Source organism: Pyrobaculum islandicum DSM 4184 (assembly GCF_000015205.1).
Taxonomy (GTDB): Archaea; Thermoproteota; Thermoprotei; order Thermoproteales; family Thermoproteaceae; genus Pyrobaculum; species Pyrobaculum islandicum.
In genome coordinates this window covers 1,122,734-1,137,357 of record NC_008701.1, presented here as the reverse complement: position 1 = coordinate 1,137,357, position 14,624 = coordinate 1,122,734, and the positions used below count along the sequence as shown (strand labels likewise).

10 protein-coding genes, 1 tRNA gene and 2 pseudogenes are annotated in these 14,624 nt (G+C 48.6%); 7 read left to right on the top strand and 6 right to left on the bottom strand.

The annotated features are described in order from the left end of the window. Nucleotides 1-39 precede the first annotated feature (39 nt). A complete protein-coding gene (locus tag PISL_RS06420; RefSeq protein ID WP_011762988.1) occupies nt 40-306 on the bottom strand; it encodes a winged helix-turn-helix domain-containing protein in 267 nt (88 codons plus the stop codon). A 505-nt stretch (nt 307-811) separates the two neighbouring features. On the opposite strand from PISL_RS06420, the gene PISL_RS06410 reads away from it, so the two are divergent. Then, entirely contained in the window at nt 812-1,312 is a 501-nt protein-coding gene (locus PISL_RS06410; protein WP_053240557.1) for a class I SAM-dependent methyltransferase, read from the top strand. 20 nt (nt 1,313-1,332) lie between these two features. After that, a complete protein-coding gene (leuS, locus tag PISL_RS06405; protein ID WP_011762986.1) occupies nt 1,333-4,170 on the top strand; it encodes a leucine--tRNA ligase in 2,838 nt (945 codons plus the stop codon). A 144-nt stretch (nt 4,171-4,314) separates the two neighbouring features. Here the strand turns inward: leuS and rgy are convergent, their stop codons facing one another. After that, nucleotides 4,315-8,028 carry a reverse gyrase gene (gene rgy / locus PISL_RS06400; RefSeq protein ID WP_011762985.1) on the bottom strand — a complete coding sequence of 1,238 codons (3,714 nt, stop codon included), beginning with the start codon at nt 8,026-8,028 and terminating at the stop codon, nt 4,315-4,317. A gap of 310 nt (nt 8,029-8,338) precedes the next feature. Here rgy and PISL_RS06395 point away from each other — a divergent pair, with 310 nt between their 5' ends. After that, entirely contained in the window at nt 8,339-8,737 is a 399-nt protein-coding gene (locus tag PISL_RS06395) for a hypothetical protein (RefSeq protein WP_011762984.1), read from the top strand. Here PISL_RS06395 and PISL_RS06390 read toward each other — a convergent pair. Then, entirely contained in the window at nt 8,729-9,265 is a 537-nt protein-coding gene (locus tag PISL_RS06390) for an ADP-ribose-binding protein (protein WP_011762983.1), read from the bottom strand. The genes PISL_RS06395 and PISL_RS06390 overlap by 9 nt on opposite strands. 38 nt (nt 9,266-9,303) lie before the next feature. After that, nucleotides 9,304-9,409, bottom strand: a tRNA-Ile gene (locus PISL_RS06385). 186 nt (nt 9,410-9,595) lie between these two features. On the opposite strand from PISL_RS06385, the gene PISL_RS10835 reads away from it, so the two are divergent. Both PISL_RS10835 and PISL_RS06380 read left to right on the top strand, forming a co-directional pair. After that, nucleotides 9,596-9,745, top strand: a complete 150-nt coding sequence (locus PISL_RS10835; protein ID WP_167827639.1) for a hypothetical protein — start codon at nt 9,596-9,598, stop codon at nt 9,743-9,745. A 325-nt stretch (nt 9,746-10,070) separates the two neighbouring features. Beyond that, a pseudogene (locus PISL_RS06380) lies at nt 10,071-10,871 on the top strand (zinc ribbon domain-containing protein); the annotation flags it as partial. A gap of 192 nt (nt 10,872-11,063) precedes the next feature. On the opposite strand, the gene PISL_RS06375 reads toward PISL_RS06380, so the two are convergent. Further along, entirely contained in the window at nt 11,064-11,450 is a 387-nt protein-coding gene (locus tag PISL_RS06375; protein WP_245218340.1) for a hypothetical protein, read from the bottom strand. Nucleotides 11,451-11,839: 389 nt separating this feature from the next. Here PISL_RS06375 and PISL_RS06370 point away from each other — a divergent pair. Together PISL_RS06370 and PISL_RS06365 are read left to right on the top strand one after the other, a co-directional pair. Continuing rightward, nucleotides 11,840-12,732: pseudogene (locus PISL_RS06370) on the top strand (transposase family protein). A gap of 179 nt (nt 12,733-12,911) precedes the next feature. Then, a complete protein-coding gene (locus PISL_RS06365) occupies nt 12,912-13,610 on the top strand; it encodes a hypothetical protein (RefSeq protein ID WP_011762979.1) in 699 nt (232 codons plus the stop codon). Here PISL_RS06365 and PISL_RS06360 read toward each other — a convergent pair. Beyond that, on the bottom strand, nt 13,603-14,598 hold the full coding sequence (locus PISL_RS06360; RefSeq protein WP_011762978.1) for a pyridoxal-phosphate dependent enzyme: 996 nt from the start codon (nt 14,596-14,598) through the stop codon (nt 13,603-13,605). The genes PISL_RS06365 and PISL_RS06360 overlap by 8 nt on opposite strands. Nucleotides 14,599-14,624 lie beyond the last annotated feature (26 nt).

Here is a 14,624-nt window from a genome sequence, read left to right as displayed (position 1 = left end):
GCAAATCTCTTGGAGATAAGTCGGAGAGATGTGGATGTGCTACCTAGTGAACGCCTTGGCATTTCTAGTCTCGTTTAGCATCTTTTCTATAGTTTCTAGTTTTCTTAAGACGTTGGCACAGTTGAGTATGTATATAGTTGTGCCGTTTATATTTACAGACTTTATATAGCCGTTGTTTTCAAGCCAAAAAAGGTGCCACTGTGCAGCCCCCCAGCTAATTCCAAGCTCTTTTACCACTTCGCCAACTGTAGTATAGCCTTGTGTCGCAACTTTCTTAAGAATTTGTACCTTCGTATTATCAAGCACAAGATGTACTGTTTTTTCTTTTTTATATCTTGCGAGGTTAAATTTAAATCGTGGGGAGACAAAATATCTGCCCCTGGCGTGGGGTGTCGAGGCGCCGTGTTGGCGGCTATGAAAACGCCCCCTCCGAGGGGCAGATATTTTATATACAGCCTCCGCTTTAGATGTGGATGTTGTAGTTTCCGCATCTATACTTGGTCTACTTGGCGGCTTGATAGCGGTTTTTACATTTTTAGGCAGCATCCCGCCATGGCTCGGATATTCGGTAGGCGGCACTCTTTTATCTATCTACGCCATTATTGTGATTGCGGGGCTTAGAGCTCCTAGAGACAAGAGATCTCCTCTAGATATTATAGGCAAGAGAGGGATCGTGGCTGGGGTTGAAAATGGTTGGGCTATAGTTAAGATAGAGGGCGTGTATTGGAGAGCCTATTGTATAGGCTGTCTGCCTGGAGATGTGGTAGAGGTGGTGGAAGTAGGCGATACGGGGCTTGTTGTAAAGAAGATTATGATATGGCTTGTGATTTTTACAGCGGCTCTTGTCATAATTCTCCACTTTATCTGGCCTTTTGTCGTTAGGCGGGGTGGGGCATATAGTACCTCCAGCGCCGAGGCGGCGTTGTGGGCATTTAAGCGTATTGGCGTATATGGGAAGAAGGTATATGACTTGGGCTGTGGCTATGGGCGGGTGTTGACTTTGGCAAAACGCCTAGGTGCTGTGGTAGTGGGCGTTGAGATCGACCCGCTGAGATGGTTTATATGTGTTTTAAGATGTCGCTGTAAAGTATTACTAGGGGATATGTTTAAGATTCCTCTGTCTGATGCCGATGTTGTATATATTTTCCAGTGGCCTTCTGTAAACATCCGTCTTGCTGTAAAATTTATGCGAGAGTTGAGACGTGATGCATTTGTCGTATCTTACATGTGGGAGGTGCCGGGGCTTAAGCTTGTGGAACATAACCCAGAGCTTAGAGTATATATATATAGAGTTGGGGAATCTAACTTTTAAACTGGCGGCATTTCTATGTCATGAGTGAGCTTTCGCGGTTCTTCATAGAGATTGCAGAGAGGTGGCAGAAAAGGTGGAAAGAGTCGCGGGTTTTTGAACCGGAGCCAACCCCAGGTGTGGCGAAGTATTTTATCACGGCGGCATATCCTTATCCCAACGGGGCTGTGCATATCGGACACGGGCGGACCTACTTAATTGCGGACGTGTTAGCTAGGTTCTATAGACACATGGGGAGAGTTGTATTATATCCCATGGGCTTTCATTACACAGGCACGCCGATACTTACAATAGCCGAGGTTATTGCGGCTGGAGACAAGACAGTTATAGAGGAGTACATGGAGATATACGGCGTGCCTGAAGAGGAGATAAAGAAGATGGGAGACCCCCTCTACCTCGCCCGCTACTTCCACAACCGGTCCAAGATGGCGATGGAGAGGTTCGGCTTAAGCATAGATTGGACTAGAGAGTTCACAACCATAGACCCGGAGTACCAGCGCTTCATCCAGTGGCAGTTCGAGAAGCTGAGGAAGAAGGGGCTGATCGTGAGGGGGAGACACCCCGTGGGCTGGTGTCCAAGGCACTCAATGCCTGTGGGCGCCCATGACACTAAAGACGACAAAGAGCCTGAGATCGGCCAGTGGACGCTGATATATTTCACAGACTCAGAAGGGCTGACCTTCCCCGCGGCCACACTTAGGCCTGAGACAGTGCCGGGCGTCACTAACCTCTGGATTAACCCAGACGCCGAGTACGTAGTGGCCGAATTCGACGGGAAGCGTGTCGTAATTAGCAGAGATGCGGCATACCGCCTCTCCTTCCAGGCGGAGGTGAAAATTCTAAGAGAGGCTAGAGGCAGAGAGTTTGTAGGTCGTAGTGTACAAAATCCTGTCACCGGAGAGTGGGTGCCTATATACGAGGCCTGGTTTGTAGACCCCAGGGTGGGAACCGGCGTGGTAATGTCTGTGCCGGCTCACGCACCTTATGACTACGTCGCCCTCCGCGATTTAGGCATTGAAAAGCTGATTCCGTTGATAAAGGTGGAGGGATATGGCGACTACCCAGCTAAGGAGGTCGTAGAGAGGATGGGGATAAAAAGCCAGACAGATCCAGCTCTCGAAGAGGCTACTAAAGAGGTGTATTCTACAGAATACACAAGAGGCGTCATGAGAGAAGACGTTACCGAACGTATAGGCATCCATCTACAGGAACCTGCTAGGTCTATGCTACGGGCTGTATTTAAGATGTATTTCGCAGGGAGGCCGGTAAGAGAGGCCCGGGAGTTTATCGCCAAGTGGCTTGTAGAAGCCCGTCTCGGCGGCGTTATGTATGACATAATGAACAAGCCAGTCTACTGCCGTTGTGGCACAGAAATTGTAGTTAAAGTGTTGGAAGATCAGTGGTTCATAAACTATGGCGATCCCAAATGGAAGGAAACAGCGCGTAAATTAGTAGATGAAATGGTTATTATACCTGGAGAGGCAAAGGCCCACTTTTTCGCCACTATAGACTGGCTAGACAAGAGAGCATGTGCTAGGACACGGGGCTTGGGTACGCCACTTCCTTGGAGCTCTGGCTGGATTATAGAAAGCCTAAGTGATTCAACAATTTACATGGCGTTTTACACAGTGATAAAGAAGATTAGACAATTTGGCATAAGGCCGGAGCAACTGACTGAGGAGTTTTGGGACTTTGTCTTCTTGGGGCAGGGCTCGGCAGATGAAGTATCTAAGAAGACGGGGGTGCCGGTTGAGGCCCTCAAGGCCATCAGAGAGGAGTTTGAGTATTGGTACCCCCTGGACTCGAGGAACTCCGGCAAGGATCTGATCCCCAATCACCTGACCTTCTTCATCTTTAACCACGTGGCCATATTCCCCAGGGAGAAGTGGCCGCGGCAAATTGTGGCTAACGGCTGGGTGCTTAGAGAGGGCGAGAAGATGTCGAAGTCTAAGCGCAATGTCCTACCTCTTGATAGAGCCGTGGAGATGTACGGCCCGGATCCGCTTAGGGCCACGCTAGCGCTTGCAGCCGAGGTGGAACAAGACCTCGACTTTAGAGATGCTGAGGCCAGGAGAAACGCCCAACAGCTGATGGCTATATACACCCTAGTGCAGAGACTTATACAAAATGCTGAAAATCGGCCGGCCGGCTGGATAGATCAATGGCTGATAGCGGAGATCTCGCGGATTTTAGATAAGGCGAGAGAGGCATATGAAAAAGTCAGGGTGAGACAAGCCGCTGTTGAAGTGATATATAATGCCAAAGCGGTTTTTGACCAATACCTCGCCATGGTAGAGAAACCGACAAAATTGGCGCTTGAGGCAGCCCGGGCGTGGGTAGTGGCTATGGAGCCTATAGTGCCGCATATAGCCGAAGAGCTTTGGGCATTGCTAGGTGGTTCTGGTTTTGTAGCCACAGCGCCGTGGCCTAGGCTAAAGGCAGAGTCAGCAGCTTTGTTAGCAAAGAGATATGTTGATATGTTGATAGAAGATGTGAAAAACATCCCAGCCTTTGGCCCAGGCGCAAGACGCATCGTCATATATGTAAATAGGAATTTTTCGTGGGCAAAGGCGGCTCTTAACGGCGATGTAAAAACTGTGGTTACGGCTGGCGCGCCGCCTCAAGTAGCCAAGCGGTTAATAGACCTGGTAAAGACGCTAGGAGATGAAGTCAGAACGCTTTTAGCATCTACGGAACAATTCGACGAGCTAGAGACTTTGAAATCATACAAAGCCTATATAGAAAGAACGCTTGGCACACCCATAGAGATTTACAGTGTAGACGACCCCTCAGCCCCCGATCTGGGAGGCAAAAAGAGGGCAGCCCTGCCGTTAAAGCCAGGTATCTATATAGAAAGATAGAAGTACCACCCTCTGCCTGAGAACTTTTCTCTTTATGCCTTAATCGGTACCGTCCTTGTTTATACCTATCAACTCCCCTTTGTACAACCAACCTTCTCAGGGGGGCTCGGGGCGCGCCTCGCGCTCCCCCGGAAAAGGTTGGCGTCACGTAAGGGGGGCTCGCGATAGTATCTCTCTTGTAAATTCATCAAATAGTTCTTTCAATACGCCTTCATACTCTGCGTTTCCCACCTCTATCGCGTCCATATATTGTTCTATTAACCGCGTCCTCTCCTCAGATACTAAATTGCTAAAGTTATTCTCTAGGAAATGATACACTTCAATACCTCTCTTAGTAGGCACCATGAGTTTCCTACGTCCGACGACATATACATAATATCTTTTTGCAAGCACTTGGAGTATCCGCGCATACGTACTAGGTCTCCCAATGCCTCTCTGACGCATCAGCGCTAGAATATCAGCTTGCGAAAGTACTTTTCTCACTACTCGGTATCTCTTAATAGCTACCTCTATTGTCCCAGTCGGTAACTCAGGCTCCACGGGAGTGAGTGGGTAAAGCTGTTGGAAACCCGGGCGGATAGTCTCTACAACTCTCTCTAGCTCTAGAGAGTGCCCGTCTATCTCTATTACGTACTTAATAGCTTTTACAACACTAGGCTCCATCTGACTTGCCATAAATCTCCTAAAGATCCAATCATAGAGTTGGTAATGTTCTCTCCTTAATTGGATGGCGAGTTGTATAACTCCAGCGTTGACTAGCCCCCTTAGTTCTTCTACGTCTAGCGGTCTTGTGGGTCTAATCGCCTCATGAGCTCCTTCCGTCGCCTCGCCCCAGCTTCTTGGCTTAAATACGCCCTCTCCAAACCTCTTTGTAATATACTCTTTTGCGATAGCTATTCCAGCGGCAGAGACCCTAGTGCTATCTGTGCGATGGTAGGTGATGAGGCCGCTTTCAAATAAATCTTGTGCTACCTTCATGGCATAGTCAGCTGAAAGTCCGAGCCTATTTACAGCGTCTCTCAGCAGTTCATCTGTCGTATATGGTGGCAGCGGATTTACAACTCTCTCCTCTTCAGACTCTTTTTTGATAGCTACTCTCTTCTTTTTCTTTAACGTCTGTAGTATATCACCAGGTATTTGAAGTCTTAAGACGCAGGAAGAGGGCTCTACGCAGTAGGCGGCGTCTAGCTGTAGATCTACGTTATAGACCCTGTTTTTTAGAGATTCTTCATAAGTTTTTACAATCCAGCCCAAGACTGGAGATTGAACTCTGCCTGCCGACAGGTTTGGATTTCCAAATTTCGTCTGTAATATCTTGCTGAGCCCAAAGCCGAGCCATCTATCCTCAACTCTCCGGACTATCTGGGCTTTTACAAGTGAGTAGTTGATGTCGCGTGGATTGGCTAGCGCATTAAGTATAGCTCTCCTAGTCACCTCGTGAAACTCTACTCTCTTTATGTCTGAGACGTAAGGCCTTAGCCCGAGGTATAAATCAAATGCTATCTTTTCACCTTCTGAGTCTGGATCTGTGCCGATGAGTACTGTATCTACCTCTATAGCTATGTTTCTAATTGCCGACAAGACATCAAGCGGTTTGCAGTCTGGGGGTACATCTGTGTCGTCTATATATACGGCATTGCGACATCTCCAGATCTTGTTATAAACTGGAATGAAGCTGCCCTCTTTTACAATTACCGCATATTCCTCGCCATTGTAACTGTCATATTTAAACTCTCCAAACCACTTGGCTAAAATCTCGCGTTGTCTAGAGTCTATTCTCTTGAGCGAGGTAGGTAGTTCATATATATGGCCAAGCGACGCAGTAATCATAAGGACAGCGTCACCAGTTGAAACCTCATATATGGGAACGCCATCTGTAACTATCAGACTTGGCCTACCGAAGAAGTTTGCTATTGTCCTGGCCTTTGTGGGAGATTCTACAATCATAAGCACAGTCTTTAGTAGCTCAACGCCTTTGGTTGCCGGGGTAACTCTCCCCTCTAAGATATCTCTGATGGCTTTTCTGTCTTTATCTATTTCAGCAAGTACGGCGTTTAGATCGACCTCATCTATATGTTTAAACTCCGCCTCGTCAAACCTAAGTTTTAACTCCCTCTTTAGGGCGTGGAAGACTTTTTTGTCGTCTACGATGACAACGCTAAGGCCTTTAGAAAGCCCGCCTGCGTAAAGACGTGAAGTTCTCCCACTGCCTTGGATATAGGTTGTGACATCTGGCACAAGGACGTAGAACTCGTCGTCTATACGCGTTAGCTTTACCTCGGTGGAGCTCTCTATAGCTTGTCTCAAATCGTCTCTCATAAGTAGATTATTTACGAAATCGACGGCTGATTTTACAACATCTACTACATGTCTATCAAAGCCTGTAAGCTCTGCGCCCTCAGAAGCCTTTCTAAGCGCCTCTTGTACACTTATTGCATAGGGGGCAAGACGTTTAAGCTGGCCTATTAATCTGTCGGCTTTATATCTTAGCTCGCCTGTCAAAACAGTTCGTACGTTGTATAAAAAGGTGAGGTATGCTGGTATTGAAAATTCCTCAAGTCTAACTCTAAATCTATACTTCGGCACTCCGACGAAGACGACGTATCTAATTACATGTGGTAAATCTATCCCCCTCACAAGTGGGGAACGTGGCGACGCCAGTCCCACCAATGCGTAGATCTCCCCCTTTTCAAAACTCTCTAATATGCCGCGGCGGGGCTTGAAGAAATGTTCTACAGAAAGGCCCCGTTCTTTAGCTTTCTCCGCTATGGCTATCCCCAACTCTCTGTCTTGTACATAAACAATTCCGCCGGGGCCCAATCTCTTTAAAATTTCTATTGTCTGCATTACTACATCTTGTGACATATCTATATAGACGTCTGTCACATTACGAAGACCTTCGGCTCTGCCGCCTACATCAAATCCAAGAAGCTCTCTAAATAAAAGTAGGCGTGTAGTTCTCCTAGCTTTAGCTAAAGCTCCAGATGCTATAAAGATGCCAAGTTTTAGCTTACGTACCTCCTCCTGTAGTTTCGCCCTGGCAGAGGACAGCTCTTGTTCGAGACGCTCCACCTCTTTTAAATCGCCTACGACTTCAGCCTTTCTAATTTGTTTAGTTAGACTAATTATGTCTAGTGCGGTTTTTAAAACCTCATCCGACACGCCTAGCAGTTTTAAGATTCTATCAATGTTTTTGCTAGTCGCTCTGAGTATACTATCGACATCATCTGCAGCGATGAATTCGAATTTATACCTACTAAGTAGGTCAAAGCGGCGGGGGAGGAATGCCGATGTTATAATTAAAACGTCAAATTCTCCCCTCTCAATTGCTGCTAGAACCTCGTCTTTTTCCTTCTCGGTGAGTAGAGAATGATACGCCAATGTTTTAACAGACGCACCGACTTTTTCAGCAAAAGACATCAATTTTTTATACGCCTGATGTGCTAAAGCAGATGTGGGAAATATTAACAACGTCTTTTTCCCCCTCAGCGCCATATATAGAGTTGCCACTAGGATAAAGGTGGTTTTTCCAGACCCAGTTGGCGCTACTATTGCAAAACTTTTTCCTCTGACCAATCTCCTTGCCCAAAGTCGCTGGGCACCCCACATTTCGTAGCCGATTATTTCCTTGAAAAACGCCGAAAACTTATTGTACTCCCGTAGATACTCTGCAACCCGTGCTAATTCCTTTAACGCCTTTCTCCTACGTAAAGCCTCTACAACTTCACCTATAGCCTTTGCCTGAGGCTCTTTTGGAAGACATTCATAACAGGGAAGACCGGCAGCAAGTCTATCAGATGTGATAGGCCCACCGCAGTTAGGACAGCTGTGAAGATATACCACATGTGGCACATCCACAAAACGCAGGATGTGGGGAATAAATAAAGGTTAGTTTAAACGGCGTCATCTACTATATAACAACATCTCCACTACCCTAGAAGGCGGCTTCTCGTCTATTCTTCGTTAGCAACACCGCTCTTCACAAGACTGGGCAGAGCCACCCTCAGAGTGTGGAATGCGCTAGATTTTTTAATTCTCTTTTTATAGCTCTGCGACAGATAGCGCCCTCTATCTCTGCCCTAGAAAGCGAATCTTTTGGTTATAAATGTCCGTCTTCGGTCCTGGGGGAAGTCTCGAAACATATATATAACTGCCCAAAGGGGTACAGATGGAAAGAATAATGAGATGGGTAGACGTATTCAATGACATTGCAAGACGTGAGAACAACTTCCATAGCTTCCTCATAGAGAAAAGCGAGGAGTTTGTAAATGCAGTCCTCACTCTTGAGGAAGTCTCTGCCAAGGGAGACTGTAGAGACGGCGCGTTTGCAATGGCAACAGTCACAATGACAGGTAACAGAGCTGTGTTAGAAATGTCAAGCGGGACATATAAAAAATGCGCTACACAGACGGGGTACAATGCGGATTATACAAAGTCTATTGTAGAAAAACTCGACTTGGGAAATGATCCAGAGCTTATTGGCTTTATAAAATCTATAAAAAACGAGGGAGATTTTATAACATTGCTAGAGGCAGTTATACAGAGCTTTTCAAATACATCAACTTAAGACTTTTTTAAAAACCTCTTCAAATTTCCTATAGGCCTCGTCTCCGTAGAGAACAACTAAGATCTTTCTAACGTATTTTAAAGAGGGCGCTATGTCTCTAATAGTCTTGGCCATTTGATATGCGGCATCTTCATATGGGCATCCAAAAATCCCCGTGCTTATGGCTGGAAACGCTATGGAGCTTAACCCAAGCTCGTCTGCCTTAAGAAGCGCATTCCTTACAGCCTCGCCTAATTTCTCAATGGGCTCAACGCTGCAACGCGGTCCCACTGCGTGAATTACATATTTGGCCTTTAGACGACCTGCAGATGTTACAGCCACGCCGCCGACTGGCACTGGGCCGTATCTCCTAACCCACTCTCTACTCTCCTCCTGTATTATCTGGCCGCCTTTTCTTACAATTGCGCCGGCAACGCCCCCTCCGTGTTCAAGATAGGAATTCGCAGCATTAACTATAGCATCTGCCTCAACCTCAGTTATATCTCCCTTGGTTATTATTACAGACACAGCGCCTATGGTGAAATCCATAGATTTGTAATGCTACGGGCTTTAAAGATTTACAAAAGTGGGCCCGCCGGGATTTGAACCCGGGACTTCCCGGTTATGAGCCTTACGCTGGACAGCCCAGCCGGGCTTGTCCATGGGCGCTCTGCCGGGCTAAGCTACGGGCCCTGTTTGTTACCTCACTATAGTTTTTAAATTTTTCCCCTAATCCGTAGTGGGGGCTTTTGCAATGTATGCGACATCTTCACACCTCCCTCTCCACATGTGCGAAAAAGCCAGGAACATTCTTTCAACTATTTCGACTCACCTGCCTAACAGCGGCGTCGTCAGGCAGGTGAACCGAGGGAGTAGAAAGTGGCAAAGAGGTTGGCGAGAGATTGCGTTAGAGGTGTAGACGGGTTAAAAAAAAACGGGTTTACGGCGGTTATCGTCGTGAGTGTCGCCAACGCCGCGACTATCGGCACTGGTATGAACAACGCGAGGGGCGGCAACGGCGGCGTATGACGCCGGCGGGTATCAACACGTTGCTTACGACGACGGTTGTTCTTGTGGCGGCGAAGGTCAACAACATGGCCGGCACGCGTCTCTCAACGCCGCCTTCACGACGGCGCCGGAGGGGAGGGGCGGGTTTCACCAGCTCTGAGGCGGGGCACGGCGCCGTGGGTTTGTCTTGTAAAACTTTCGGCCTGCCCCCATGCGCCCTCCATAACCAACAGAGATTTCACCCTCCGCCACATGTACGCCCATGGGCCAAGTCTACCGGACACTGAGGGTTGAAATCCCCTGGCAGTTGGTAGAAGAGAGGCCAGACGTCCTAGACCCCGCCGTAAGGATGGAAGAGGGCGCCGAGTTGAAACTAGCGTTCCTCGGCGTTGAGAAGAGAGGTGGTAAGAAGGAGCCGACATTTGGTGGCCTATACGTCGCGTTGGTGTTCGCTAGAGAGGTGACGCCGGTGGAGCCCAGGGCTATTGTCGTTGTTGACGTCAACCGGTTGGACCACTACATAAAAGTTGGTCTCGTGGTCGACGGTCGTGTCGTGGAGCTATTGAAGTTCCCCAAGAGGGGGCGGGTTCAGAAACTGGAGAGGATCCACGTCCACATAAGACAGCTGAGTAGAGCTTTGGCTAAGGTAGACGAGGACAGAGACCCGCGTAGAGCGTTAGACCTCCAGAGACAGCTGTGGAAGCTTAAGACGAAGCGCTATGGCATAATCCGAGACATCGTTATAAACGCTACGCGTGAGATTATAAAGCTGGCCAGAGAGCACCAAGCCGCGATCGCGTTGGACACGATGGAAGACGACACCTACCGGGAGCTGAAGGAGAGGAACGGAGACGGAGTGAAGAAGCACCTCCTAGACGGTTTGGGACAACTAAGGAAGCGCCTACAGGCGCTCGCGCAGTGGTACGGACTGCCGTATTTGGAGGAGCGACTGTATTCGACCATCTGCCCCAAATGCAACGCTAAGATGGTTGAGGAAAACGGCCGCTTCATGCGCTGTCCCGCCTGCGGCTTCAAGGCACATAGAGACAACGTGCCGGTGATATGGGCAGAAAAACGCTACTGGGAAATCCTCCAGAAAACAAAACAACCCACTTTTTCGGCGGCCGTCACATTTTTAACCTCGTAAGTTTTCTTATTTCATGAACGGCGTTTGGCCCCTGGGGCGGCAGACGGGGGCGCCAAACTGTTGTAAAAACAAGCGACTCGCGGCCGGCCCCCGCATGACCCGCCCTCTCGCCCCGGTGTACCCGAGGCGGGCCCTTAAGTCCCCCGGGGAGGGGCCAAGAGAGAGATAGGGGGACATATAGCGGTGAAAAACCTAAGAGGCTAGGTCTAGTGCAAATCTTGTGATTTTCCACGGGTCAAAAGACTCCTCTGGATAGTACGGCTCTCCTTTTGAGACCTCTTCCAGGACTTCCCTTGTGCCTAGGGTAGCGCATATAGCTTCTCCAGAAGTGGCAGAGATAGTTAGCGCATCTCTGATTTGCTCTTTCCCACTGAGAAACATGAGGGCTGAGATGTTGGGGTTTCTTGCGGGACCTCTCCAGTGGTAGGCGTAATACAGCGCCTGGGCCAACTCAAGCCAGTGCGAAAAGGTGCCGGGCTTTACGCAAATAGTTAAGGCGCCACTTGGCGCCTCAAAAACGGGGCTAGATACCTTTTCCACTTTTAGGCAAACCTCCTCTCCACAACGCATTTTTAGCATGAAATATGGGCAACTTGTAAGAAATAAAGTTTGTTGTTTTCTTGCAGAGTGTAAACATTTGGAGGACGGTTTGCAAGCGTGTTGGCCGTATACCATGTCGCGACTATGCTCCTTGCCATCGTCGCTAGGAATGCGACCAACGTCCGCATGCTCCGCCGAGAGAGAAAAGCGAGAGGTGCGGCACACTTGCCAAACCCAGGCCGGGTCCAGCAGGTGAAGCAAGGGGGTCTAGGGCGGAAAAGGGGGTTGTTTTAGTTTGTCGCGTGGACAGCGCCGACAATTATCTTCGTCGCTTTCGTGGCCGGAACTTTTGGCTTGCCCCATGCGCTTTTCATAACCAACGGAAATTTCAGCCCATCCATATACGCACATGAACGCTAAAGGTAGAGATACCGTGGCGGTTTGCCAAGAAGAGGCCAGACGTCCTAAACCTCGCCGCTAGGATGTGCCTAGCAGTAGAGGAGTATGTGAGAAGACTACTTAATGAACGGGGCAAGAAGAGCTGAAACTCACGACGGAGGAGCTAGATGCCACGTTGATGCCGGACAAGCAAGAGCTCGCCCATAGGATAATAGAGGAGGTATTTTCCAAGTATGGGTTGGGGAGGACCATCGTGAATTACGCCAAATTCCTCTAGCGCGATGTGGCGTTCTACAGGGCAGTCCCGTTGAACACCCAACTTAGGGTCGAGGACGAGAGAGACGTAAGTAGAGCGGTCTTCGTCGACCTCAAGAGTGGCATTATTAGAGTGCGGAATGTCGCCGTTCGCTGTCCGTCTCCGACGGCAGACCGTTGAGTGGATAAAGAAGAGACTCCAGGATGGCGCGAGACTTAAGCTCGCATTCTTCAGCATGGAGAGACGGAAGGGCAAGGAGCCGACCTACAACAAACTTTACGTCGCCCTCGTCTTTGCCAGAGAGGTTCAGCCGGCGGAGTCCAAGGCGATTGTCGTCGTAGACATCAACCATCTCGACTACGGCATAGTGGTCAGCATCGTGAGAGATAGGATGCTTAGTAGGAGAGTTCTGCGTCTGCCGGACGAGTCCACGATAAAGGGAGTTGGAGAGACTTCACGAGGAGATAAGCCGTCTCGAAGAACAGGCTATACAACACGGTCTGCCCTCGTTGCGGCGTAAATATGGTAGAGGAGAGGAGACGCGTAACGCGATGCCCCTCCTGCGGCTTCGCCGACCACAGAGACAGAATTCCGCTATTGTGGACAAAGAGGAGGTACTGGGAGCTCCTCCAGAAACAACCCGCTTTTTCGGCGACTAGCTTTTAAACTTGTAAACTTCTCACTTCCATGAGCCACTTGGCCCTGGGGGCCGGCTGATTCTGCCGAGCCCGTCTGCGCGGGCACGGCCAATCCCTCTCGCCCCTGCCCCGCCCGTTGGGGCGTTCGGCGCCGCAGAGGGAGCTCTCCCACCTATAGTTTTATAAGACGTCAATACTATAGACTCCGTGGGTTTAACACCATCACAGAGATTAGTACTTTACTACATGGCATTTGAAGTTATTTACCATGGCAAGACTTGGTTTACTTTTGAAGATATACAAAGGGGGACTGGGCTTGCGACGAGGACTCTAAGGGCCGCGCTTGTCTCTCTGAGAAAACAGGGATTTGTCGAGAGCTATCTAATACCTGGGAGAGGTAGGCGGTTGTTACATAGGCTTAGGCTTGAGAGAATTTTACCAGAGCCGGAGCTCGAAGGTATCTATCTAATAGATGTGGCTGGCGATGTACTGACGCCAGATGCTGTTGCTATATTGAGCAAAGTTGACGTCGTCTTATATACAGACTCTGTGTCTACAAAACGCCTGGAAAGCATTGCAAAGAGACTTGAACGTTTTACAGGCGAGATACCTAACGCACGTTCTATTGCTATAGTTTTTAACTCCCTGTTAGATTGGGATAAAGTGGCGCCGCTTGCTCCAAAAGCTAGGTATATTTGTGCGTCAAACGCGCTAGATAAAGCCGTAGGGGTCTGCCTCACATGTGGCAACGTAGATATAGATCTGAAGACTATTAAAATAAAATCGCCTACGCCTGATATAGGTAAGTTACTTGACCAATACGATATTGTCGGGTCAATAACGGTAGAAGGTTGTGGAGGGAGAAAGGCCGAGCTAATTATATTAAAAAGGAGGGAGACTACTTAAACTGCTCTAACAACAGAGAATATTTAAATAGATTATCTGGAAAAACCATAGCATAGACTCCCGAAGCGCTCTGTCTTAGAAACGCGGTATAGACGGCGCCTGCGCTCGGGCCTATTAACAGGCCGAAGCTCTTGGCAAATTTACGTACACCTTCAAGAGCCTCTCTTAGCGAAACTTCGACAATCTCGGCGTCGACTAATTTAATCCATTTCATACCGCTCTCTACTCTCCTGATTCCAGGTATCCAGTCTCTGGGCTGTACAGCAATTAGCTTGGTTCCATATCTAGCGCCGAAGTAAAAACCTAGTGCTGAGGCATGGCCGGAGGTGCCTAAGGCAGCTATGATATGGCTGGGCTTTTTCCCTACTGAGGAGAGTTGCCAATCTAACTCGGCGGCGGTGCGTAAATGCGCTATAAAGTTTATATCGTTAAAAAACTGGTTTGGGTGCGCCGCGCCCTCCCTAATATCTTTTTCAAGAAGTTCAAGAGCCTCTATTGTCATAGACACATCTAAGAGTTGATATTCAGCACCTAGGTAGTCTAAGAAAGGCACTACGTATCTCCCGGCAGTTGGGAGATATACCTTCACTCTCTTTCTGAATACATTACCTAGAGCAGACAGCGCAATCGCCACATTACCACTTGACACCTCTACAACCCAATCGCCGTATGTCGATTTCAATAGGTAGTAGACAGTTCTATCTTTGACACTTGCGCTAAAGGGATTATACCACTCGAGCTTGGCGTAGGCCTCCTTAGGCTCTCCAGAAATTTTCAGAAGAGGAGTCGGCAGGCCGGCAGTAAATAACTCCAGAGAGTTTTCAAAAACACGATTGTGTCTAGGCCTTGGCGCAAGCTCGCCGAGAGAGATCTCCTCGCCAGGAGCCACTTCTCTATCGAAAAGAATTGAGAAGCACCTTGCCTCTTCTGCAGTAGAGACCTTATAACTACCCCCCCTTATAAGTTCCCTATAGTAGTCAATACACACCCCAGCATTGCCTAACGTAAATCCCC